Genomic DNA, 23,628 nt, shown 5'->3' with positions numbered 1-23,628 from the left:
GATCGGCCGCCGCCGACGGGGCGACGGTCCTTCATGCCAGTGCTGGAATTCCTCTCTCCGGATTCCGTGGTGCCGTCCCTGCGTGTCCGCGCCAAGAAATCGATGCTGCAGGAGCTCAGCGCGCACGCGGTGCGTCAGCTTCCGGCCCTGGACGAGCGCGAGGTGTTCGAGACCCTGCTGCAGCGCGAGCGCCTGGGGTCCACCGGCATCGGCGACGGCGTCGCCATCCCGCATGGCAAGCTGCCCGGCCTCGACCGGCTGTTCGGCCTCGTCGCCCGGCTGGAGAAGCCGGTGGATTTCGATGCCCTCGACGGCCAACCCGTCGACATCGCCTTCCTGCTCCTGGCCCCCGAGGGCGCCGGTGCCGACCACCTGAAGGCCCTGGCCCAGGTCGCACGCCTTCTGCGCGAGCCCGGCATCCTCGAGCGCATCCGCGCCGCCCGCGACGCCAGTGCCCTCTACGCGCTGCTCACTCACACCTCGGCCTCGCAGGCCGCATGATCATGCGAATCCTGCCCTGCGCGCCCGTGGTGGTCGCGCTCCTGCTCGCCGCCGCGCCTGCCCGCACACAACAGCGTGGCGCCACCGATACCGCTTGCGCCCGCGATGTCCTCGTGGCGAATTCCATGCAGCGACAGGCGATCGACCAGCTCGAACAGGCCGGCAGCGAGGCGGCCGACCAGTGTCGCGTCTGGCGCCGGCACGTGGAGACCATGCGCCGAGTAGCCAGCGTCTATGGCCGCTGCCTCTCGGGGGCCGAGCGCACGGATCGTCTCAACCAGGTCCAGATATCCGAGAAGGAATTCGCCGGGATGATCCGGAGCCAGTGCAAGGGGTTGTGAGGCCTCGGGCTCCAGGCGGGGCTCGACCTATTCCTGACCGCGCAGCAGCAGCGGTTCGGCGACCATCTTGATCGGCTTGCCGCGTCCGATCAGGATGGCGGCCCGTGAACGCTCCGGATCGTGCTCGAAGCGGGTCCGGACCCAGGCCACGAGGAATTTCAGGTATTCCGAGGCAAGCAGCTTGGCGGAGGAGGGGTGATGCCACCAGCGGTCGGCATCGAAGCCCTCCGCGATCACCGGATGAGGCACGACGCGGTCGGCACCCATGAGGGCGTGGTCGAGTTCCACCATCGTGCGGGGCATGTGGTAGTTCGAGGTCACCACCGTCACCGTGCTGAAGCGGTGCTGGCGCATCCAGCGCCGGGTCTCGATGGCGTTGCCGATGGTGTTGCGCGCCCGATAGTCGAGGTCGACGCAGCAGTCGATCCAGTGGCGCTGCGTCGGGTTGAGGCGGGCGATCTCGTCGCGACTGGTGCGCTCGTTGACGCCGGTGATCAGCAGGCGCCGGCCATAGCCGTTGGCCAGGAGGTCGATGGCGTCGCCGATGCGCTGCGCCCCGCCCGTGAGCGCCACGATGCCGTCGGCCCGACCCTGCGGCACGCGCTCGTCCCGCTCCAGGCAGGCCACGAATGTCAGGAAGCCGCAGAAGAGTGCGACGGTGCCGGTGGCCGCGAGGCCGATGGTGGCCTTGGCGGTCGGGCCGAGCCCACTTCGCGCCCTGGTTCCAGGAGCGGCCGAATCCGGCTGCCGGCGTGCCGGGGCGGGCGCGCGGGATGCGGCGTCGGTCCAGGCCCATCCGAAAGCCTCGGAGGGCCTCATGGTGCCGCTGGCTGACATCCGCCTCGTCATTCCCCCAGAGAGTAGCCCCGATTGGGGCGTTCACGAGGCAAGTATCTCCGCCCGGAAAGGTTCATGGAGGGTTAACGGGATCGTCGGCTTCGGTGACAGGGCGTGCGCGCCTGTCGCCGGCCCACGCCCCTCAGGCCAGGAACCGTCGCACGGTGAGACGCGAGACGATACCGGTCACCACCGATGCGATCACGCCGATGAGGAGCACGGCGGCGTAGCCGCGCCAGCCGATATGGAAGGTGCCGAACAGGGCCTCGATCTCCTCGCCGGCCGGGCCGGAGCGCCAGTTGCGCGCCACCAGCCCGGCCAGCGCGAAGGCCGCGATGGCCGCCCCCGAGCCGATGATGCCGCCGCGCAGGCCGAGGCCGAAGAACCGGCGCTGGAAGGCCCGGGCGATGAAGTCGTCGTTGGCGCCGACGAAGTGCAGGACCTCCACCACCTCCCGGTTGCCCGCCATGGCGCCGCGGGTCGCGAAGACCACGGCGAGGCCCGTCGCCACCAGCACCAGCAGGACGATGCCGATCCCGACGCCCACGAAGGTGTTGGCCGCCGTGGAGAGCCGGCGCAGCCAGAGGGCGTGGTCGTCGAGGCTCGCCACCCCGGGCAGCGCCTCGCTGAGGGAACTGCGCAGCGGCTTGAGGTCCGGGGACGTCTCCGCGAGCTTCAGGGTCACGAGCCGTGGCACCGGCAGGTCCGAGAGGTCGAGGCCGCTGCCGAGCCAGGGCTCGAGCAGCCGCTCGGCATCGGCCTTCGAGAACACCCGCACGGCGGCGATGCCGGGGGTGGCCTTGGCGAGGCCCTCGGCGCGGGCGACGTCGGCATCGATGTCGCGCCCGGGGCTCGGACGCACCTGGATCGTCACCTCCTGGGCCACCGTGTCCTGCCATTGGACGGCGCTGGAGGCCACGATCTCGGCCGCTCCCGCGCAGAGCGCGGCGAGGAAGGTCAGGATCGCGATGACGGCGGCCAGGGCCCGGCTCGCCGCCGAGTCGGTCGGCACCAGGGGAGCATTGCGGCGCAGGGTCGGGGGCAGGGGGGCGGTCCGCGATTCGGGCGGCGCCGGCGGCTTCACCGGTGGCCGGTCGTCGGTGCGGGGCGGCGCACGGTGCGCCGGCGCGGGGGACGGAGTGTCGGTCTCGTCCATCATGCCTCGACCGTCAGGCGCCCTTCGCCGAGGACGAAGCGCCGGGCATCGACGAGGTCCATCAGGGCGAAGTCGTGGGTGGCGATGAGCACCGAGGTGCCCAGCCGGTTGAGCTCGATGAACAATCGCAGCAGGCGGCGGCCGAGGCCGGGGTCGACGTTGCCCGTGGGCTCATCGGCCAGGAGCAGTTCCGGCCGGGCGATGAGCGCCCGGGCGATGGCGGCCCGCTGCTTCTCTCCGCCCGAGAGCAGGGGCGGCAGCACGTGCATGCGCTCGCCGAGACCGACCCAGCGCAGGAGCTCCACGACCTCGGCCCGATAACTCGTTTCCGAGCGCCCCTGGACACGCAGGGGCAGCGCGACGTTCTCGTAGGTGGTGAGGTGGTCGAGCAGGCGGAAATCCTGGAAGACCACGCCCATGCGCCGCCGCAGGCCGGTCAGCGCCTCGCTGGAGATGTCGCTGACCTCCTCGCCGAAGACCGAGACGAGGCCGCGGGTGGGGCGCACCGACAGGAGGATCAGGCGCAGCAGGGTGGTCTTGCCCGCACCGGACGGCCCCGTGAGGAACTGGAACGAGCGCGGCGCGATCTGGAAGCTGACATCGCTCAGCACCTCCGGCCCGAGACCGTAGCGCATGCCGACGCTCTCGAACTGGACCACCGGCTCCTCGGCTCCTGAGAGGAGCGACTGCGTGTTCACCCGATCCGCCACGATCCCCCCAAGGTCCTGCCTAACCGAGGTCCTGCCTGACCAAGTCTGCCTGACCAGGCCTGCCCAACACAGTCGGCCCTTTTGCGACGGCCCCGCGCATCCGGGTTATAGGCCGTCCGCTTCACGGACGGTTAACCGTGTTGGCCGAGAACCGTTTGAGTCTTTTTGCCCCCGTCGGCAACCGTCCATCGAGATCCGAGGCCCACGGACGCCATGCTGATCGTCTGCCCGTCCTGTGCCAGCGAGTACGAGATCGACGTGGACCGCGTCGGCGCGGACGGACGCTCGGTGCGCTGCGCGGCCTGCCGCGAGACCTGGTTCATCTCCCCCGACGACGTCTCCGCCGCCCTCGAGGCCGAGATGACCGCCGCCATGATGGCCGCCTCCGAGCTCGGCCCCGACGCGGCGCAGAGCCGCGCCTCGGCCCAAGCCGATCTCGATGCCTGGGAATCGGCCCTGGCCGCCGAACCCGAGCCCGTTCCATCGCCGCCCGAGACGCCGCGCCCGCGGGCGCGGGCCAAGCCCGTGAAGCCGAAGCGCACGGGCTTCCCCCTGGCGTCGCCTGGGGCCGCCCTCGGGCTCGCCGTGGTGGGCGGACTCGGCCTCGCCGTTCTCGGACGCGCCACGGTGGTGCGGGCGATGCCCCAGAGCGCCGGGCTCTATGCCCGCGTCGGTTTCCCGGTGAACCTGCGCGGCGTCGAATTCCGCGACGTCGTGGCGTTCCAGAGCCCGGGAGAGGGCGCGCAGGGCCAACTCGTGGTGGAGGGCGATCTCGTCGGCGTCGCCGCCGAGGCCACGGTGCCGCCGATCGAGGTGGAGGTCCGGGACGGCCGTGACCAGCCGCTCTATCGCTGGCGCATCGCGCCCCCGCGCACGACGCTCGAGAAGAGCGAGACCGCGCGCTTTCGTGCGAGCCTGTCGGCGCCGCCGGCGCAGGGCCGCTTGGTCCGCGTGCATTTTGCCGCCGCCGAGGCGGGCGAGACCATGCCGAAGGCCGGTGCCAGCGCTCCGGCCCCGTGATAAGGAACGCGGATGACCAGCGCTTCCCGACGCGTCCGCGTCCTCTTCGACGAAACCGCCATCGCCCGGCGCACCGAGGAACTTGCAGCGGCCATCGCCGCCGCCAACCCCGAGAACCTGCTCGTGGTGGCTGTGCTCAAGGGCAGCTTCATGTTCGCCGCCGACCTCCTGCGCGCCCTGCACCGGGTCGGGCTGGAGCCGCAGGCCGAGTTCGTCCACCTGTCGAGCTACCGCACCGCAACGGTCTCCTCGGGGCAGGTCGAGATCCTGCGCGACGTGGAGAGCGAGGTGCGCGGACGCGACGTCCTCCTGGTGGACGACATCCTCGAATCCGGCCGCACCATCGTGTTCGCCAAGGACCTGCTGATGGCGCGGGGCGCCAAGCGGGTGCTCACCGCCGTGCTCCTGGAGAAGCCCGGCAAGCGGGCCGTGACCATCGACGCGGATTTCGTCGGCTTCACCTGCCCGGACGTGTTCGTGGTCGGCTACGGCATGGATGTCGCCCATGCCTACCGCCAGCTGCCCTTCGTCGGCCTCGTCGACTACGACAGCCGCGAGCCCGACCTGTTCGGCGGCACCTGAGGCGCGACCGCCCACGATCCGCGGAATTTCTCTGGCGCGCCAGAGAATATGAAACGATTTGGCCCTTAAAGGGCTTGCTGTGTCCGACGATCCCTTGACAGGGCGCCTCAGCGCTTGCGTGACTGAGCGCCCGGACCCGAGAGAGACACAGACGAACGATGGCCCGCATCCTCCTGGTGGATGACGAAGAGACGGTGCGGGGCTTCCTCAAGCGGGGCCTTGAGATCGACGGCCACGCCGTGGTCACGGCCACGGACGGCAGCGACGGGCTCGACCGGCTGACCGAGGCGGATGGCGCGTTCGACCTCATGCTCACCGACATCCGCATGCCGCTGATGGATGGGATCGCCCTGGCGCTCGCGGCCAAGCGCGACTTTCCCAATCTCACGATCCTGCTGATGACCGGCTTCGCCGACCAGCGCGAGCGCGCGCGGGGCCTCGATGCCATCGTGACCGACGTCCTGACGAAGCCGTTCTCGCTGGCCGACCTGCGTTCCACGGTGAATCGGGCCCTCGCCGCCTGACACGCGCCGGGTCCGCCGCCTTGCCCTCGGAATCCCGCGCATGATCCTCCATTCTGATCGTCCTCTGCCGGACATCCTCTCGGCCATCGGCGCCACGCCTCTGATTCGCCTGGCGCGCGCCTCGGAGGAGACCGGCTGCACCATCCTGGGCAAGGCGGAGTTCCTGAATCCCGGCCTCTCGGTAAAGGACCGGGCGGCGCTCTCCATCGTGCGCGACGCTGAGGCCCGGGGCGCCATCCGGCCCGGCGGCACGATCGTGGAGGGCACGGCCGGCAACACCGGCATCGGGCTGGCGCTCGTCGCAGCGGTGCGCGGCTACCGCACGGTCATCGTGATCCCGGAGACGCAGTCGGCCGAGAAGAAGGAAACCCTGCGCCTGGCCGGCGCCCGCCTGGTCGAGGTGCCGGCGGTGCCGTTCGCCAACCCGAACAACTACGTCCACGCCGCGCGCCGCCTGGCCGAGCGCCTGGCCGAGACCGAACCGGGCGGCGCCTTCTTCGCCGACCAGTTCGACAACGTCGCCAACCGGCAGGCGCACGTGGAAACCACGGGCCCGGAGATCCTGGTGGCGACCGGTGGGGCGGTCGATGGTTTCATCTGTGCGGCCGGGACCGGCGGCACCCTGGCGGGGACCGCCGAGGCCCTGCGCGCGGCGCGGCCCGGCGTGCGGATCGGCCTCGCCGACCCTGAAGGATCCGCACTGCACGCCCATTACACCACCGGTACCCTGAGGGCGGAGGGCTCCTCGATCACGGAGGGCATCGGCCAAGGCCGGATCACCCGCAACCTCGCGGGCTTCACCCCGGACGTCTCCTTCCGGATTCCCGACGCCGAAGCCCTCCATATTGTCTTCCGGCTGATGCGGGAGGAGGGCCTCAGCCTCGGCGGATCGTCGGGCATCAACGTCGCCGGGGCGATCCGGCTCGCCCGGGATCTCGGGCCGGGCCACACCATCGTGACCATCCTGTGCGATGGTGCCTCGCGCTACGCCTCGAAGCTGTTCAACCTCGCCTTCTTGGCCGAGCGGGGCCTGCCGGTGCCGGATTGGCTTGGAACCGCATCGGATTCCCTGCCGGAGTGGCAAGCCTGACGTCGAACCGGCGAAAAACCCCGCCTTCGTGGGATTATGCCGCACGGACCGTTGAACGGAATCGCCACGGCGACGTTTGTACGGTCAAGCTCAAGCAATTCCGGTTGGGCGCGTGACGGAGTTCCCATCCATGACCCTGACCACCATTCTCCTCATCGTCCTGATCCTGATCGTTCTTGGCGGCGGCAACTTCCTCGGCGGCGGCGCTTACCGCGGACCGAGCTTCGGTCTCGGCGGCCTGCTGGTGATCATCTTGATCGTGCTGCTCGTCACCGGACGAATCTGACGGCCCCGCTCACGGCTGGCACGTGATGGCCACCACCGCGCCCACCAGGGTCGCGGCGGCTGCGCCCAGCGTGCCGGCCGCCTTCGGCGCAGGCGCTGTCCGCAAGCCCGCAGCGCCGAGGAAGGCCGCGAGCGCGTCGGCCGGGACGAGCCTGTAGCTCGCAGGCGGCATGACCCCCGCGATCAGGCGGGGCTGTTTCTGAACCGTCGCGACGAGGCCCGCGAGCGCACCGGCGCGGTTCAGAACCGGAGCGCCGCCGGCGCCGGGCTGCAGCGGCGCGGCGACGCGCGCCCCGCCCGGCTCGGAGCGGCCCGGCGCCACCACGACGCCCCCCTCGGCATCGACGGCCAACGCCACCACGGCCTCGCCCTCGGTGAGGGCGCCGGCGTGCAGGGCCGGCGTGCGTTCCGTCCGGCCGGGGAGCAGAGCCGTTTCCAGCAGCATCAGATCGGCGGTGCTGCCAGGGCTCGCCCGCGTCGGCAGGCCCGCGACCACCGGTGCCCGGCAGTCCACCAGCGCCGCTGCGCTGGTAAGCACCCGTCCCGGCGCCACGACCAGGCCCGTCGCGACTGGGGCCGGCCGGCTGCCTGCGACGGGCGGCAGGCTCGATGACGGAACGGCCGTCGCGGCCGGAGCCGGTGCCGAGGCGGGGGCCGTTTCGGGGAAGGGCACGAAGCTGTTGGCGATGGCGATGGCGAGGCGGTCGACCTCCCCGGACAAGGCCTTGTCGTAGCCGAGGGTGAGGCCGCGCAGGCCCGCCTCGCCGGCGGCGTAGCGGATGTAGGATTTGCCGGTCCCGGTCTCGGCGGTCACCACCAGGAAGTCGGGTCTCAGGAGCTTGTAGGTGACCCGCCGGTCGGGCCCTGGGGCGGTGATGCGGGCGAAGACCGCCTCCAGCCCGGTCTCGCCGGGCGGATAGGATTTCGTCTCCAGCGTGATGCGCCCGTCGGCGCTCTGCCAGCGGGTGCCCCCGGGCTGGGGCGTGCGCTTCGACAGGATGCGCTCGGGCACGCCGAGCACGACGCCGCTGGCCGGGTCCGGCTTCACGGCGAATCGGGCGGCCGCGCGCGCCGCGGCCCCCTCCTTGAGCAGAGCGGCGCGTCCGGCCGCGTCCGGCAGCCCCGCTCCGCCGGTTCGTCGGGCATGCGCCTGAAGCGCCTCGTAGCTGCGCCGCCCGAACGTGCCGTTGACCAGGCTGTTGTAGTCGCCGGTCCAGACCAGGGCGTCCTGCAGCCCCTTGCGCTCGGCCTCCGGCAGGGCCTCGAACAGGCTCCGTGCCGCCTCGAAGGCGGGATCGGGCGCAGCCGGCTTCGCCCGCGCGGGCGCCGATGCGGCGGGCGTCGACGGGATCGGCATCGGTATGGCGGGTCTCGGTATGGCGGGTCTCGGTATGGCGGATCTCGATGCGCCGGGGCTCGGTGCCGGCGGCGTCTGGGCGGAGGCCGCGCTCGCCGCCAGGGCCAGCACGAACCCGGTCAGGCCCCGGGTGGTCCGATCGCGTCGCATCATGGCCGAGTCGCGTCTCCCCCGCGAGAACCCGTCCGGTGTGGCAGAGCCCACGCCCGAATTCCAGGCCGTTGCGGCCGATGCGCGAAGTGCTACGGTTCCGCGCGGGACCGGTGCGACGGGCCGGCCTCCAGAGAACGGGGTGGAAGCATGGCGGGATCATCCGGATACGGGCGCTCGCCCCGATCTGTGGTCGGACTCTCTGGCCTCTTGCAGGTCCTCACGATCGCCGGGCTTCTGGCCCTCCCCGTCCAGGCGCAGGGGCAGGCCCAAGGGCAAGCCCAGTCGCCGACGACGCGCCCCGCTGCCAAGGTCTCGCCCAGGCCGTCCGCCGCCAAGAGCTTCGTGCGCGAAGACCTCGCCAGCGACGGTGTCCGCCTCGAAGCGACCCTGAAGGCCGAGGTGGGGAATCCCCGGCCCGATACCCGATCCGCCGCGAAGGCGCGGGCCGAGGGCGAGGCCCTGGTGGAAGCCGAGAAGCCGGCGGATGCCCTGAAGCCCCTCGGCCTCGCCGTGGTGAGCGAACCCGGCGAGCCGGCGAACTGGCTGGCCTATGCGCGCGCCGCCAGCGCGGTCGGCAGCGACGAGCAGACCGGTGACTACGCAGGCCGTCTGCGCCTGCGCCGCAACGCGCGGGCCGCTGCCTACCAGGGCTATCTGCGGGCGAGTGCCGGAGCGGTCGAGGCCGAGGCGCTCGCGACGCTGGGCGAGGTCTATGCCGCCGAATCGGAGTGGCGCCCGTCGCTCGAGGCCTACCGCGCCAGCCTGGCGCTCGCCGACGACGCGGACGTGCGTGCGACCTACGAGGGCCTTCGCGCCGAGCACGGCTTCCGCATCCTCAACTACACCGTCGATTCGGACGCTGCCGCGCCGCGCGTCTGCTTCCAGTTCTCGGAAGGCGTCGCGGCCAAGACCGACTTCACGCCCTTCATCGCCGTCTCCGGCGCAGCCAACGCCGCCGTCACCGGCACCGGCCAGCAGATCTGCGTCGACGGGCTCAAGCACGGCGAGCGCTACGCCTTCGTGGTCCGCTCCGGGCTGCCCTCCGGCGCTGGGGAGACCCTGCTCAAGGCATCCGATTACGAGATCTATGTCCGGGACCGCTCGCCCCAGGTCCGCTTTACCGGGCGCAACTACGTCCTGCCCCGCACCGGTCAGGCCGGCGTGCCTCTGGTTTCGATCAACGCGGCCAAGATCGACGTTGAGGTCTTGCGCGTCGGTGACCGGGGGCTGCTGCCGTCGCTGCGGGCCGAGGACTTCCTGTCCCAGCTCAACGGGACGACGGCGCGGACCATCGCCGACCAGAAGGGTCGGCGCGTCTGGAAGGGCGTCCTCGACACGGCCAAGGCCGAGCTGAACCAGGAGGCCGTCACCGCCTTCCCGGTGCTCCAGGCGGTCGGCAAGCTGGAAGCCGGCATCTACATCATGGTTGCCCAACCCGCGGGAGCCACGGCGTCCACCGACGAGGAGGGCGGCTACGAGCAGCAGGCGACGCAATGGTTCGTGGTCTCGGATCTCGGCCTCACCGCCTTCAAGGGCCGCGACGGCGTCCACGTCTTCGCCCGCTCGCTGGCCTCGGCCGACGTGCTGACCGGTGCCGAGATCCGGCTGGTGGCGCGCAACAACGAGGTCCTGGCCACGGCGAAGACCGACGGCCAAGGCCACGCCGCCTTCGCGTCGGGCCTCGCCCGCGGGGAGGGGGGCACCGCACCGGGCCTCGTGGTGGCGCAGATCGGCGACGATTACGGCTTCCTCGATCTCGGCCAGTCGGCCTTCGACCTCACGGATCGCGGCGTGAAGGGCCGGCCCCAGCCAGGCGCCGTCGAGGCCTACGTGTTTCCCGAGCGCGGGGTCTACCGCTCGGGCGAGACCGTGAACCTCACCGGCCTGCTGCGCGATGCACAGGGCGCCGCCGTGCCGGAAATTCCTCTGACCCTGGTGGTCAAGCGTCCCGACGGCGTCGAGTACCGCCGCGCCCAGGTGGCGGATGCGGGCCTCGGCGGACGCGCCCTGGCGCTGCCCCTTCTGGCCGGCGCGCAGCACGGCACCTGGCGGGTGGCGGCCTACACAGACCCCAAGGCGCCGGCCATCGGCGAGGCGAGCTTCCTCGTGGAGGATTACGTCCCCGAGCGCCTCGACGTGACGCTCTCGAGCGCGACGCCGAGCCTGACCAGGGGTGCGCCCGCCACCATCGACGTGGCGGCGCGCTACCTCTACGGCGCGCCGGGCGCCGGGCTCGAGGTTTCCGGTACCGTCCTGGTCCAACAGGCGGCGGGCAGCGGGATCCAGGGCCTGGAGGGCTTCTCGGTCGGCCTCGACGACGAGCGGGTGGAGGCCGCCTCGGCGGAGATCGACGCCCGTGCCACCACCGATGCGGCCGGCAGGGCCCGGCTCGTCGTCCCGGTCCAGGCGCTCGCCGCCCCGCGCCCCGTCGAGGCGAAGATCACCCTGCAGGTGGGCGAGCCCGGCGGGCGGGCGCTGAGCCGCAGCCTGACCCTGCCGATCCTGCCCGACGCGCCGGTGCTCGCCATCCGCAAGGGCTTTGCCGGCGACCTCACCGAGGGCGGCGTCGCCGGCTTCGACGTGGTCATGGCCGCTCCCGACGGCCGGCGCCTGGCGCAGGGGAACGTGGCCTGGACGCTCCAGCGCGTCGAGAAGAACTATCAATGGTACCGCGAGGGGGGGCGCTGGTCCTACGAGCCGGTGACCAGCACCCGCCGCGTCGCCGATGGCCGTCTCGACCTGACCCCCGCCGCGCCGGGCCGCGTCAGCGCCACAGTGAGCTACGGCACCTACCGGCTGGAGGCGAGCGTGCCCGGTCGCCCGGCCGCCACCGCGAGCGTAACCTTCACAGTGGGCTGGAGCGGGGGCGAGACGGCGGACGTGCCGGACCTCCTCGACCTGCGCCTGGACAAGGCGGCCTACGCCACCGGCGAGACGCTGCACGCGCGGCTGCAGCCGACGTTCAAGGGACAGGCGACGCTGGCCGTCGTCAGCGACAAGCTGCACGCGCTCCTCACCGTCGACGTGCCGGCCGCCGGTGCCACCATCGACATCCCCGTGAAGGCCGAGTGGGGCTCGGGCGCCTACCTCGTGGCCACCGCCTACCGGCCCCTGGACCAGGCGGCCAAGCGCCTGCCGGGCCGTGCGCTCGGTGTCGCGTGGTTCGGGGTCGACCGGGACAGCCGCAATCTCGGCGTCACGCTCGACGCGCCGGCGAAGGTCCGTCCGCGCGAGACCCTGACCCTGCCGATCCAGCTCGCCGGCCTGCGAGCCGGCGAGGAGGCGCGGGTCACCGTCGCGCTGGTGGATGTCGGCATCCTCAACCTCACCCGCTACGAGGCACCGAACCCGTTCGGCTACTTCTTCGGCCAGAAGGCCCTCGGCCCGGAGATCCGCGACCTCTACGGATACCTGATCGACGGCATGCAGGGGACGCTCGGCGCCATCCGCTCCGGCGGCGACGGGGCTGCAGCCGAACTCGCCGATTCGCCGCCGACCCAGGCGCCGCTGGCGCTCTATTCCGGGCCGATCGCCGTCGGACCCGACGGCCGTGCCAGCGTCAGCTTCCCCCTGCCGTCCTTCAACGGCACCGGCCGGGTGATGGTCACCGCCTGGAGTCGCGCGAAGGTGGGCGCCGCCCAGGCCGACGTGATCATCCGCGATCCCGTGATCGTCACCGGCACCCTGCCGCGTTTCCTCAATGTCGGCGATCGCTCGCGCGTCCACGTCGCCATCGACAATGTCGAGGGGCCGGCCGGCGACTACACCGTGGATCTCGACCTGACCGGCTCCGTGCTGGTCGGTGCCGAGGCCCTGCACAAGACCCTGCGGCTGGAGGCGGGCGCCAGGGGGGCCCTCGTCATTCCCATCACCGCTGCCGGGCCGGGCCCGTCGCGGATCGACCTCACGCTCAGCGGCCCCGGACTGCCCGAGGGCGTCGGCCAGAGTTTCGCCCTGACCATCGGTCCCGGCACGGGGGCGCTCGCCCGCCGCTCCGTGGAGACCCTCGAACCCGGCGCGGCGTTGCACCTCTCCGACGAGCTCCTGGCCGACATCCTGCCCGGCACCGGCACGGTCTCGCTCTCCGCCTCGAATCTCGCCGCCATCGACGTGCCGGCGCTCCTCCAGTCCCTCGACCGCTATCCCTACGGCTGCTCCGAGCAGACGGTGAGCCGGGCGATGCCGCTCCTCTACGTCCACCGCCTCGCGGCTCAAGATCAGCTCGGTCAGGATCCGCTCGGCCTCGACAAGGCCGACGAGCGCGTGCGCCAGGCGATCGAGCGGGTGCTCGGCCGCCAGAACGCGGCCGGCGATTTCGGCCTGTGGTCCACGGATGGCGCCAGCGACACCTGGCTCAACGCCTACGTCACCGACTTCCTGACCCGGGCCCGGGAGCGCGGGTTCGCCGTGCCCCAGACCGCCTTCGCCAATGCCCTCGACCGCCTGCGCAACGCGGTGGCCAACACCACCGAGGTCGGCGACGGCGGCATGGACATCGCCTACGCCGCCTACGTGCTCGCCCGCAACGGCCGCCCGGTGATGGGCGACCTGCGCTACCTCGTCGACACCAAGCTAGCCGCGTTCGCGACGCCCCTCGCGCGCGGACAGATCGCGGCGGCCCTGGCGTTGTTGGGGGACCGGGGCCGGGCGGCGAAAGCCTTCGCCTCGGCGCTGGCCGGTTTCCGCGAGGCGGCTTCCACGACCTCGGCCTACCGGCCGGATTACGGCTCGCGCCTGCGCGACAGCGCGGGCTTGCTGGCGCTGGCCGCCGAGACGGGGCTTGCCCGCGACAGCGTCAAGCCGCTCGGTGCCATCATCGCGGCCGAGCGGGCCGCCGGCCGGCCGACCAGCACGCAGGAGGAGGCCTGGATGGTGCTGGCCGCCGAGGGCCTGAGCGCGGATTCCGACAACCTCCGCTTCACCCTGGACGGTAAACCGCAGAGCGGTGCTCTGGCGCGCCGCTACCGCGCCGCCGCCCTGAAGGGGAAACCCGTCACCCTGGTCAATGCCGGCACCCAGCCCGTGCAGGCGGTGGTCAGCGTCAGCGGCAATCCGATCGCTCCCGAGCCGGCCGAGGCGCGCGGCTACACCATCGAGCGACGCTATCACCGTCTCGACGGCGCCCCGGTGGATCTCGCGCAAGGAATCCACCAGAACGACCGCCTCGTGGTGGTGCTCACCGTGACCGAGGCCAAGGCCAGCGCCGGTCGCCTCCTCCTGGTCGACCGGCTGCCCGCCGGCCTGGAGATCGACAACCCGAAGCTCCTCGATGCCGATGCGCTCACCGGTCTCGCCTTCGCCAAGTCCGACGTGGCGCCGGTGCACACCGAGTTCCGCGACGACCGCTTCGTGGCCGCCTACGAGCGCACCCCCGAGCAATCGGCCTTCTTCCGGATCGCCTACACCGTGCGGGCGGTCTCGCCCGGCACCTACGTTCACCCGGCCGCCACCATCGAGGACATGTACCGGCCGGAGCGCTTCGGGCGTACGGGGTTCGGTTCGATGACGGTGAGCGCGAAGTAGGGCCGTGGATACGGGCCGCGACCCTCCTCTCCGGTCCGATCGGGCGCGCACGGCATGGCGCACCGCGTCCCCCTCGTGGAGGGGGGGACGCGGTGCGCGTGACCGTGAAACTCCGAGTGCCCCCGGAACGGGGCGGGGACTTCGGCGCCTCGCGCTCGCAGCCCTTGGCGTTGTCTGTCTCGGCCCGACCCTCGCCTTCTGGCACTTCATCCAAACCCTGCCGCCCCTCGACCTGATCCCGGCCGGGCTCCGCTCGACGGTGGTGCTCGACCGCGACGGGCGGCTGCTGCGCCCCTTCGCCACCGCCGACGGGCGCTGGCGTCTGCCGGTGACCGGGTCCCAGGTCGATCCGCGCTTCCGCGCCATGCTCACGGCCTACGAGGACCGGCGCTTCGCGAGCCATCCAGGCGTCGATCCGGCGGCGACCCTCCGGGCCGCGGGGCAATGGCTGGGGGCGGGCCGCATCGTCTCGGGCGGCTCGACCCTGTCGATGCAGGTGGCCCGCCTCGTCGAGCCGCGGGCCCGGCGCTCCCTGGCCGCCAAGCTGCGCCAGATGGTGCGGGCGGTGCAGCTGGAGCGTCGCCTCGGCAAGGATGGGGTGCTCGACCTCTACCTGGCGCTCGCTCCCTATGGCGGCCCGGTCGAGGGCCTGCGTGCCGCCAGCCTCGCGTATTTCGGCCGCGAGCCGGCCCGGCTCACCTTCGCCGAGAGCGCGCTCCTCGTGGCTCTGCCGCAGGCGCCGGAAGCCCGGCGACCCGACCGCTTCCCCGAGGCGGCCCGGCGCGCCCGCGACCGGGTCCTCGCCATCGCCGCCGCTCAGGGCGTCGTCACGGCGGCCGAGGCGGAGGCCGCCCGCGCCGAGCCGGTGCCATCCGCGCGAAAACCCTTCCCGATGCTCGCCGCCCACGCGGCGGAGGCGGCCCATGCCGCCGACCCGGGCGCCCAGGCGATCCGCCTCACCCTGGACGGCCGCCTGCAGGCGAGTCTCGAAACCCTGGCCGCCGAGCGCGCGGCCGCCCAGGGACCCGGGATCTCGGCCGCCATCCTGGTGCTGGACAACCGCACGGGCGCGGTTCTGGCCCAGGTCGGCAGCCCCGGCTACCTCGATGCGAGTCGCGCCGGCGCCATCGACATGACGGGCGCGATCCGCTCGCCGGGCTCCGCCCTCAAGCCGTTCATCTACGCGCTCGCCTTCGAGACCGGGCTGGCGCATCCCGAGACGCAGCTCGACGACCGGCCGGTGCGCTTTGCCGGGGCCTACGCCCCCGAGAACTTCGACCTCGGCTACCAGGGCAGCGTGACGGCGCGACGCGCCCTCCAACTCTCCCTGAACGTGCCGGCGGTGGACCTGCTGGAAGGGGTCGGCCCCGCCCGCTTCATCGCCCGCCTGCGGGCCGCCGGCGCCCGCATCGACCTGCCCCGCGACACCGCGCCGGGCCTGCCGGTGGCGCTCGGCGGCCTCGGGATCACCCTCACCGACCTCGCCCGCCTGTTCTCCGGACTCGCCCGGCAGGGGCTGGTACCGAACCTGACCCGTCGCGTCGGGGAGGCGTCGGGCGGAGGGGCCGGCGCGCCGCCGCAGGAGGCCCGCATCACGGACGCCGTCGCCGCCTGGTACGTCGCCGACATCCTTCGGGGTGCGCCGCCGCCTGAGAATGCCCTGGCGGGCCGGTTCGCCTACAAGACGGGCACCTCCTACGGCTACCGGGATGCCCTGGCGGTGGGGGTCGACCGGCGCATCACCCTCGCGGTCTGGGTCGGACGGCCGGACGGCAATGCCGTGCCGGGCCTCGTCGGCCGGGTGGTGGCGGCCCCGATCTTGTTCGATGCCTTCGCCCGTTTCGGCGGCGAGCCCGACTCCGTGCCGATGCCGCGCGACGCCCTGGTGACCACCACGGCCGGCCTGCCGCCGCCCCTGCGCCACATCCGGCGCGACATCCCCAAGACCCTGTCGGCGGCGCTGGGGGGCGCCCTGAAGATCGCCTACCCGCCGGACGGCGCCCGCATCGATCTGGGCCTGTCGGAGCCCGATCCCGCATCGTCGGCGCGTCTCGCCCTGAAGGCGCTGGGCGGCGTGCCGCCCCTGACCTGGATGGTCGACGGCCTGCCGGTGGCGGGGGGCGCGCGCCGACAATCGGCTTGGGCTCCGGACGGTGCCGGCTTCGCGCGGATCTCCGTGATGGACGCCACGGGCGCCAGCGACAGCGTCGTGGTCCGGCTCGAGTGACGTCCCCGCCCGGGGTTTCACGCCGGAGGGCGGCCCGGCCCCTGGTCGGGCGGACAGCCGCCCCTACCTGCGAGCGGCAGAGCGAACCTTCGCCGTTGCCGGAGAGCGTGCCCGTGGTCCACGAGGAATCCCGTTCGGGACGGCCGGCCCTGCGCCCGGCGGTGATGCTGGGGGCGCTCGGCATCGTCTACGGCGATATCGGCACGTCCCCCCTCTACGCCTTCAAGGAGGCGGTCCGCGCCGCGAGTGCCGGGGCGCCCCCGACTCCGATCGCGGTGACGGGGGCCGTCTCGCTGATCCTGTGGTCCCTGATCCTCATCGTCTCGATCAAGTACGCCGTGCTGATCCTGCGCGCCGACAACCGCGGCGAGGGCGGCATCGTCGCCATGCTGGCGCTGCTCGGAGCCCGGAACGCCAAGCCCGGCTCCTGGGCCGGCCTTCTCCTCGTGGTCGGCCTCATCGGCGCCGCGCTCCTCTACGGCGACGGCGCGATCACGCCGGCGATCTCGGTGCTCAGCGCGGTGGAGGGCCTGAAGGTCGAGGCACCGGCCTTGTCGCGCTTCGTCGTGCCGATCACGGTGCTGATCCTGGTCGGGCTGTTCCTGGTCCAGAGCCGAGGCGTGGCCTTCATCGGCCGCATCTTCGGCCCGGTGATGTTCGTCTGGTTCGTCGTGTTGGCGCTGCTCGGTCTCGGCGGCATCTGGCATGCGCCGCAGATCCTGACCGCTCTCAACCCGCTCAAAGCCGTCGAATTCCTGACGCATGCGGGCTGGCACGTCAGCTTCGCCATGCTGGGCGCGGCCTTCCTCGCGGTCACCGGCGGCGAGGCGATGTATGCCGATCTCGGGCATTTCGGAGCCGGCCCGATCCGCGCCTCGTGGTTCGGCCTCGTGCTGCCGGCCCTGGTGATCCACTATTTCGGACAGGGCGCGCTGCTCCTGGTCGAGCCCGACGCCATCGAGAACCCGTTCTACCGCCTCAGCCCGGACTGGGCGCATTATCCTCTCATAGGCCTCGCCACGGTCGCCACCGTGATCGCCTCGCAATCGATCATCTCGGGGGCCTTCTCGCTCACCCAGCAGTCGATTCAGCTCGGCTTCCTGCCGCCGATGCGGGTGGTCCACACCGCCCGGCACGAGCGCGGACAGATCTACGTGCCGATGGTGAACTGGCTGCTCGCCGCCGCCACCCTGAGCGCGGTCCTGGTCTTCGGCTCCTCGGATGCCCTGGCCGGCGCCTACGGCATCGCCGTCGCCTCCCTGATGGCGATCACCACCCTGCTCGCCGCCCTCGTGGCGCTGAAATGGGGCTACAACCCCGTGGCCGTGCTGGCGGTAAACGGGTTCTTCCTGGCGATCGACTTCGTGTTCCTTGGGGCCAACAGCGTGAAGCTGTTCGAGGGCGGCTGGTTTCCGCTGATGCTGGCGGCCGTGGTGGCGTTCCTGATGCTCACCTGGCGCAAAGGAAACCAGCTCGTCGAGTCGGCCCGGGTCGCCCTGCGCCAGCCCGAGGTCGAATTCCTGGAGCAGCTCCGGCGCGATCCGCCGATCGTCCTGCCGGGCAACGCCGCTTTCCTGTCCTCCGCCACCAGCGCCATTCCGCTGCACCTGTCCCGCTTCGTCGCGCGCAGCCACGCCCTGCACGAGCGCATCCTCATCGTGACCGCCCGCTACGAGGAGGAGCCGGCCGTCGCTCGCGATCAGCGCGCCGAGGTCATCCCGATCACGCCCGACATCACCCGCGTGATCCTGCGCTACGGCTTCATGGAGGATGCCTCGGTGCCCGACGGCCTCCGCTGCGCCGTGGATGCCAAGCGCCTGCCGGCAGAGTGCCTCGAGGATCTGACGATTTTCATCGGGCACGAGACCATCATCCCGAAGAGCGACCAGCGCGGCATGGCGACCTGGCGGGAGGAGATCTACGCCTTCCTCCTGCGCAACGCCGAGCGCACCGGCGCGCATTTCTGCGTGCCGACCCGGCAATTGGTCGAGGTCGGCACCGAGATCGAGATCTGAGCCGGGCGCGGGCCATCAACTCTCGTGCGGACCGTGCTGTATGACCTTGCGGGCAGCGCTCCGGGTGTCGCACAAGGAGGCCATGCGGACGGGCGGCCCGGCCGCGCCGAAACCGGGACGTGTAGCGTAGCGATGACCGAACTGGCGCCGAAGGCCCTGGCGATCCGCCTGCGGCAGCAGGCGATCCTCTCCGATTTCGGGGTCGAAGCCCTGCGGGCCACCGAGCTGCTGCCCCTGCTCCAGCGCGCCACCGAACTCTGTGCCGAGGGCATGGAGGCGCAATTCTGCAAGGCGCTGGAATACAAACCGCACCAGGATTGCCTCCTCGTCTGTGCCGGTGTGGGCTGGGCCGAGGACGCGGTGGGCACCACCATCATCGGTGCCGACCTCGCCTCGCCGGCGGGCTATGCCCTGAAGACCGGCCGGCCCGTGATCTCGAACCATCTCGAGAACGAGACGCGCTTCCGCACGCCGAAGCTGATGGCCGACCACGGCATCCGCCGCGCGATCAACGTGCTGATCGCCAACCGCGACGGCAATTACGGCGTGCTGGAGGTGGACGACACCCGCGAGGGCCAGTTCGAGGAGGCCGACATCGCCTTCATGCAGGGGTTCGCCAACCTCGTCGGCGGTGCCATCGAGCGCCAGCGGGCCGAGGCACGGCTGAAGGCGGCCCTGGAGCGCCAGGAGCTCCTATCCCGGGAAATGAGCCACCGGGTGAAGAACAGCCTCGCGGTGGTGGCGGGCTTTCTTGGGCTCCAGGCCCGGGGCTCCGACAACGACGACGTGAAGAGCGCCCTCGCCGATGCCCGCACCCGGGTCGAGGCGGTGGCCCAGGTCCACGACCAGCTCTGGCGCCAGCCGAGCCTCGAGGCGATCGACGTCGCGGGCTTCCTCGAGGCCCTCTGCGCCAAGCTGCAGGAGAGCGCGCCGCGCCACCGCCTCGTCTGCCGCGCGGCGCGGATGAACATCCCCGCCGACCTCGCGATCCCCCTCGGCCTCTTCGTCAACGAACTCGTCACCAACGCGATCAAGTACGCCTACGCGGACGGCGAGGGCGAGATCAGGGTCGAGGCCCGGCCCGACGGGGCGGCCGGCCTGATCCTCGCGGTGGAGGATGACGGCGCCGGGCTTCCGGACGGATTCGATCCCACGGCGGCGCGCAGCGCCAGCCTCGGCATGCGCATCATCAACAGCCTCGCCCGCCAGCTCGGGGGCGCCCTCGCGGTCGCCCCGGACGTGCAGGGCGCACACTTCTCCCTGCGGGTGGCGCCCGTGGCCTGAGGCGTCGGGGTCGAGATGCGACTCCGCGCCCGCGTGTCAGGTCTCGGCCCGGGGCGTCGCATTCATCTCGGCCCAGTCGAACTCCTCCTCCAGCACGTAGTAGGCGTCGTCGCCGATCGTGCCGGAGCGGCGCAGGGCCAGCACCCGGTCGCGGGCCGCCTCGATGGCGCGCCGACGGGCGGCATCGGCGGGCAGCGCCTCGGAGGCGAAGCCCGTGTCGCGGGCCTCGGCCTGCTCCAGGGCGATGCGGAACTCCTCGCGCAAGGCCTCGGAGGGGGCATCCTCGGCATTCTCCAGGCTCTCCAGGGCGGCTCGGTAGGCTTCGGTGCGGCCGTGCCCGACCTCGCGCCCGACCGGGTCGTTGTCCTCCAACCCGAGCCGGCCGAGCAGGAGACGCAGGGTCAGGCCCTGGATCGTGAGCGTGCCGATGATGACGCAGAACGCGGTGAGTACGATGAGGTCGCGGTAGGGAAAGCCTGGATCGCCGTCGGGCAGGGCCAGGGCCGTGGCGATGGTGACGATGCCCCGCATGCCCGCCCAGGACACCGCGATCCCGGCCGAGAGCCCGCGGTCGCGGGTCTCGGTCCCGTCGGCTCCCAGGCGGGCGAGGTGGGCCGTGGGCAGGACCCAGAGGAAGCGCACCACCACCACGGTGAGGAACACCGCCGCGCCGACCAGCGCGTAGGAGATCTGCTGCTCCCGGGTCAGGCGCTCCAGGATCGGGCCGATCTGCAGGCCGATCAGCACGAAGGCGAGGACGTTCAGCACGAACACCGCCGTGTCCCAGACCGCGTAGGAGACGATGCGGGTGCGCGGCGGGGTGTGGCCCGGCGCGATGCGCGCCACCGTGATGGCGAAGGTGACCACGGTGAGCACCCCGGACAGGTGCACGTGCTCCGCTCCGATCCAGATTCCGAAGGCGGCCACGAACTGCAGGACGATGACGCTCGGCGCGTCGGTGGCCGGGCGCGTGGCGGCGCTGTAGAGGAGGGCGAGGACCGGCCCGGCGACGAGGCTGCCGAGGATGCCCACGAGGAAGGCCGGGCCGATCTGGCTCACCGAGAAGGTGCCGGTGACAGCCGCCGTGACCCCGAGGCGGTAGATCATCAGCGAGCCCGCGTCGTTGAGGAGGCTCTCGCCGCGCAGGATCGTCGTGAGGCGGTGGGGCAGCGAGACGTGGCGCAGCACCGACAGCGCGGCCACGGCGTCGGGGGGCGCCACCACCGCGCCGAGCACGATGCAGGCCGCCCAGGGCATGTCCGGCACGAGCCACTTCACCACCACGGCCACGGCGGCCGTGGTCGCGACCACCGCCCCGAAGGCGAGGCCGGCGATCGGGCGCCAGTGGGTGCGCAGGTCCCGCACCGAGGTGTCGTAGCCCGCATCGAGCAGGACGGGCGCCAGGAAGAGGGCCAGCGCCAGCTCCGGGTCGAGCACCAGGTTGGGCACGGCCGGGATGAAGGCGAGGCCGATGCCCCCCAGGGCCAGGAAGACGGGATAAGGGGCACCCACCCGGCGGGCGAGCCCCGCCAGGAGCACGGCGCCGAGAAGGACGCCGACTGTCCATTGAAAAATCATCATGTCGAGGGGAACGCGCCAGCACGGCCCCGGGATCATTCGCCCCGGCGCGAAACCCGGCGCTGCCGGTCAGCCCTGCGCGAGGGTGACGGCCAGCTCCGGCTTGTGGTTCAGGGTCTGGAACACGACGCAGTAGCGCTCTGTCAGCTTGAGGAGCTGGTCGAGCTTGTCCGGGGGGGCGTCCGTGTCGAGGGCGAAGGTGAGGCGGATCGCGCGGAAGCCCACGGGCGCCGCCTTGTCGACCCCGAGGGTGCCGCGGAAATCGAGGTCGCCCTCGGCGCTCACCGTGCCGGACCGGAGCGCGACGCCGATCGCGGTGGCCACCGCCTTCAGGGTCACGCCGGCGCAGGCCACCAGGGCTTCGAGCAGCATGTCGCCCGAGCAGAGCTCGGCGCCGGAGCCGCCGGTGGCCGGGTGCAGGCCCGCCACCGCGAGGGCGCGCCCGGTCTCGACCTTGCAAGCGATGGCCGTGTCGTCGAGGCTGCCCCGGGCCCGCAGGGTCACCACGGCCGAGTCCGGGGCGTTGCGGTAGCGGTCCTTGATCGGGGCCTGGAGCGAGCGCAGGGTATCGGCGTCCATGGGCGTTTCCTTCTCCCGTCTTCCGGTTCTTCTTCTCCGATCCGATCTAGGGCGCCCCGTCGGCGCGGCGAATGCGGACGGGGGGGGCGAGCCTCGCGCGGGCCCGCGGGGTGCCCTATCTGAGGGGCGTCGGCGGGGCCCCTGTCCTCCGGCCCCGTCCTGTCAGGAGAGTCCATGCGTCGTCCCAGCGTGAGTGCAGCCGTCCCGAGGGCGCGGATGGCTGTCCCCGGCATCGCCGTCGGTCTCGTCCTGTTCGCGACCGGGGCAGGGGCCGCCGCGCCGATCACCCTCGCCAACCATCGGGCCGTCTACGATCTCTCCCTCGCCGAGAGCAGCGGCACGCGGGCGGTGGAGAGCGCGCGGGGGCGCATCGTCATCGATTTCACCGGGGATGCCTGCAAGGGCTACACGATGCAGACCCGCCAGGTGACCGTTCTGGAGAGTGGCGAGACCGGCAGCCGCACCTCGGACCTGCGCAACAGCACGTTCGAGAGCGGGGACGGGCGCAGCTACCGCTTCAAGACCAGCACGGTACTCAACGGCACGCCCGGTCAGGCTGTGGACGGCACCGCCGAATCGAGTTCCGATCTCCTGAAGGTCAAGCTGAAGGAGCCCAAGCGCGACCAGTTCCAGGATGCGGGCGAGGTCCTCTTCCCCACGGTGCACATGCGGCGCCTGATCCAGGCGGCCCGCGACGGGCAGAGCACCGTCTCCGTCAAGGTCTTCGACGGCTCCGACGATGGGCGCAAGGTTTACGACACCCTCGCGGTCATCGGCCGTCAGGTCCCGGCGCCGGCGGCCTCCGACAAGGCGGCCGAGCGCGACAAGCCCCTGCGGGAGGGGCCGATGGCGACCGTGCCGCGCTGGCCCGTCACCCTGAGCTATTACATTCCCGGCGAGGGCGAGCGCACGCCGATCTACGTCCTCAGCTTCGACCTCTACGAGAACGGCGTCAGCGGCGCGCTGCGGCTCAACTACGGCGAATTCGCGGTGGTCGGCGACCTCACCCGCCTCGACACCCTGGCGTCGAGCAGCGACTGCCATCCCTAGCCCGTCCGACCGGGTGAGGGGCGGGTCCGCACCGATGCGGCGTGCGAGGATTCCGAGCAGGGCCTTTTGCACGGAAATCGTGCATGGCCGGCCTTCCCGGGCCCGGTTGGATCAAATTTTCGGCGTTCGGGTAAAGGAATGTCGGGGGGCGCCCCGTCTTATGGCCTCCGCAACCTCAGGATGGCCATGGGCGAGACCCTCACAGCAACGCAGACGAGAGTGATCCTGCCTGCACTCTGCTGGAATCGGTATCGTGCCGATTTCTACGCCGTCACCGCCGATCTCTCCGTCACGGGTCTTCGTTTCCGTTCGTCCGTCGTGCCGTCCCTGGGCGAGATCTTGTCCTGCAGCATCCGGCACGCGGGCGCGATGGAAGCCCAGGTCATCGAGGGCGGCAAGGAGCAGTTCGTCACCCGGGTGATCCGCGCCGAGGCTCCGCTGCCCGTCATCGTGCGTCGCCTGCTCGACCTCGCCGCCGAGCAGAACGGCGGCGAGGTGCCCCAGCGCGTCCATCCGCGCTTCGTGCCGGATTCGCCCGACATCCTCGTCACGATGTCCTGCGGCACCCGGATCCCGGGCCGCCTCCTCAACGTCTCGGCCTCGGGCGCGGCCGTGCGGATCGACATCCGCTTGGAGCCCGGCACGCAGATCACCCTGGGCCGAACGCCGGCCACGGTCGCGCGCTGCTTCGAGGACGGCATCGGCGCGGCGTTCCTCCAGCCCCTTCCGGCGAAGGATCTCGGGCCCCACGTCCTGTTGTGACGCGCGATCTCTTCTCGTGACGCGGGAGTGCCTCCGGCCCGTCCGAGGCCGGTC

19 protein-coding genes are annotated in these 23,628 nt (G+C 71.9%); 13 read left to right on the top strand and 6 right to left on the bottom strand.

Annotation, left to right across the window (positions count from 1 at the left end):
• Nucleotides 1–33 precede the first annotated feature (33 nt).
• Both ptsN and ASF20_RS17270 read left to right on the top strand, forming a co-directional pair.
• On the top strand, nucleotides 34–501 hold the full coding sequence (ptsN, locus tag ASF20_RS17275; protein ID WP_055946855.1) for a PTS IIA-like nitrogen regulatory protein PtsN: 468 nt from the start codon (nucleotides 34–36) through the stop codon (nucleotides 499–501).
• Nucleotides 498–842, top strand: coding sequence for a hypothetical protein (locus tag ASF20_RS17270; protein ID WP_056276120.1), 345 nt, complete (start codon nucleotides 498–500; stop codon nucleotides 840–842). The genes ptsN and ASF20_RS17270 overlap by 4 nt, the downstream gene beginning before the upstream one ends.
• 27 nt (nucleotides 843–869) lie before the next feature.
• Here the strand turns inward: ASF20_RS17270 and ASF20_RS17265 are convergent, their stop codons facing one another.
• The 3 genes from ASF20_RS17265 to ftsE all read right to left on the bottom strand — a co-directional run bounded on the left by ASF20_RS17265 (nucleotide 870) and on the right by ftsE (nucleotide 3,533).
• The gene (locus ASF20_RS17265) at nucleotides 870–1,679 is read right to left on the bottom strand and encodes a YdcF family protein (RefSeq protein ID WP_244472687.1); all 810 of its coding nucleotides are present in this window, start codon (nucleotides 1,677–1,679) and stop codon (nucleotides 870–872) included.
• 142 nt (nucleotides 1,680–1,821) lie between these two features.
• Entirely contained in the window at nucleotides 1,822–2,835 is a 1,014-nt protein-coding gene (locus ASF20_RS17260; RefSeq protein WP_082487473.1) for an ABC transporter permease, read from the bottom strand.
• Nucleotides 2,835–3,533, bottom strand: coding sequence for a cell division ATP-binding protein FtsE (gene ftsE / locus ASF20_RS17255; RefSeq protein ID WP_156394047.1), 699 nt, complete (start codon nucleotides 3,531–3,533; stop codon nucleotides 2,835–2,837). Before ftsE ends, ASF20_RS17260 begins: the two co-directional genes overlap by 1 nt.
• 225 nt (nucleotides 3,534–3,758) lie before the next feature.
• Between ftsE and ASF20_RS17250 the strand changes: the two genes are divergently transcribed.
• The 5 genes from ASF20_RS17250 (at nucleotide 3,759) to ASF20_RS24230 (ending at nucleotide 7,047) form a co-directional block, all read left to right on the top strand.
• Nucleotides 3,759–4,565, top strand: a complete 807-nt coding sequence (locus tag ASF20_RS17250) for a zinc-ribbon domain-containing protein (RefSeq protein WP_056276117.1) — start codon at nucleotides 3,759–3,761, stop codon at nucleotides 4,563–4,565.
• 12 nt (nucleotides 4,566–4,577) lie between these two features.
• Nucleotides 4,578–5,147 (top strand): hypoxanthine phosphoribosyltransferase, encoded by a 570-nt coding sequence (gene hpt, locus ASF20_RS17245; RefSeq protein ID WP_056211657.1) that lies wholly within the window; start codon nucleotides 4,578–4,580, stop codon nucleotides 5,145–5,147.
• Nucleotides 5,148–5,305: 158 nt separating this feature from the next.
• Nucleotides 5,306–5,671, top strand: a complete 366-nt coding sequence (locus tag ASF20_RS17240; RefSeq protein WP_055946868.1) for a response regulator — start codon at nucleotides 5,306–5,308, stop codon at nucleotides 5,669–5,671.
• A gap of 40 nt (nucleotides 5,672–5,711) precedes the next feature.
• Nucleotides 5,712–6,761, top strand: coding sequence for a cysteine synthase A (locus tag ASF20_RS17235; RefSeq protein WP_056276115.1), 1,050 nt, complete (start codon nucleotides 5,712–5,714; stop codon nucleotides 6,759–6,761).
• Between the two features lie 130 nt (nucleotides 6,762–6,891).
• Nucleotides 6,892–7,047 (top strand): DUF3309 domain-containing protein, encoded by a 156-nt coding sequence (locus ASF20_RS24230; protein WP_156389751.1) that lies wholly within the window; start codon nucleotides 6,892–6,894, stop codon nucleotides 7,045–7,047.
• Nucleotides 7,048–7,056: 9 nt separating this feature from the next.
• On the opposite strand, the gene ASF20_RS17230 is transcribed toward ASF20_RS24230, so the two are convergent.
• Nucleotides 7,057–8,403 carry a serine protease gene (locus ASF20_RS17230; RefSeq protein WP_082501413.1) on the bottom strand — a complete coding sequence of 449 codons (1,347 nt, stop codon included), beginning with the start codon at nucleotides 8,401–8,403 and terminating at the stop codon, nucleotides 7,057–7,059.
• A gap of 300 nt (nucleotides 8,404–8,703) precedes the next feature.
• Between ASF20_RS17230 and ASF20_RS17225 the strand changes: the two genes are divergently transcribed.
• The 4 genes from ASF20_RS17225 to ASF20_RS17210 all read left to right on the top strand — a co-directional run bounded on the left by ASF20_RS17225 (nucleotide 8,704) and on the right by ASF20_RS17210 (nucleotide 19,605).
• Nucleotides 8,704–14,079 carry an alpha-2-macroglobulin gene (locus tag ASF20_RS17225; protein WP_082501412.1) on the top strand — a complete coding sequence of 1,792 codons (5,376 nt, stop codon included), beginning with the start codon at nucleotides 8,704–8,706 and terminating at the stop codon, nucleotides 14,077–14,079.
• Between the two features lie 208 nt (nucleotides 14,080–14,287).
• Nucleotides 14,288–16,306 (top strand): penicillin-binding protein 1C, encoded by a 2,019-nt coding sequence (pbpC, locus tag ASF20_RS17220; protein ID WP_244476481.1) that lies wholly within the window; start codon nucleotides 14,288–14,290, stop codon nucleotides 16,304–16,306.
• Between the two features lie 164 nt (nucleotides 16,307–16,470).
• Entirely contained in the window at nucleotides 16,471–18,321 is a 1,851-nt protein-coding gene (locus ASF20_RS17215) for a KUP/HAK/KT family potassium transporter (RefSeq protein ID WP_156389770.1), read from the top strand.
• A 132-nt stretch (nucleotides 18,322–18,453) separates the two neighbouring features.
• Entirely contained in the window at nucleotides 18,454–19,605 is a 1,152-nt protein-coding gene (locus tag ASF20_RS17210) for a histidine kinase dimerization/phosphoacceptor domain -containing protein (protein ID WP_056211660.1), read from the top strand.
• 36 nt (nucleotides 19,606–19,641) lie between these two features.
• On the opposite strand, the gene ASF20_RS17205 is transcribed toward ASF20_RS17210, so the two are convergent.
• Together ASF20_RS17205 and ASF20_RS17200 are read right to left on the bottom strand one after the other, a co-directional pair.
• The gene (locus ASF20_RS17205) at nucleotides 19,642–21,186 is read right to left on the bottom strand and encodes a sodium:proton antiporter (RefSeq protein WP_056211663.1); all 1,545 of its coding nucleotides are present in this window, start codon (nucleotides 21,184–21,186) and stop codon (nucleotides 19,642–19,644) included.
• A gap of 66 nt (nucleotides 21,187–21,252) precedes the next feature.
• The gene (locus ASF20_RS17200) at nucleotides 21,253–21,762 is read right to left on the bottom strand and encodes an OsmC family protein (RefSeq protein WP_056211665.1); all 510 of its coding nucleotides are present in this window, start codon (nucleotides 21,760–21,762) and stop codon (nucleotides 21,253–21,255) included.
• 216 nt (nucleotides 21,763–21,978) lie between these two features.
• On the opposite strand from ASF20_RS17200, the gene ASF20_RS17195 reads away from it, so the two are divergent.
• Both ASF20_RS17195 and ASF20_RS17190 read left to right on the top strand, forming a co-directional pair.
• Nucleotides 21,979–22,812, top strand: coding sequence for a cell envelope integrity EipB family protein (locus ASF20_RS17195; protein ID WP_056276113.1), 834 nt, complete (start codon nucleotides 21,979–21,981; stop codon nucleotides 22,810–22,812).
• A gap of 186 nt (nucleotides 22,813–22,998) precedes the next feature.
• Nucleotides 22,999–23,574, top strand: a complete 576-nt coding sequence (locus ASF20_RS17190) for a PilZ domain-containing protein (protein WP_056211668.1) — start codon at nucleotides 22,999–23,001, stop codon at nucleotides 23,572–23,574.
• Nucleotides 23,575–23,628 lie beyond the last annotated feature (54 nt).

Source organism: Methylobacterium sp. Leaf88 (assembly GCF_001422795.1).
Lineage (GTDB): Bacteria > Pseudomonadota > Alphaproteobacteria > Rhizobiales > Beijerinckiaceae > Methylobacterium.
The sequence above is the reverse complement of the archived record's forward strand: the minus strand, read 5'-3'. Positions and strand labels throughout refer to the sequence as shown.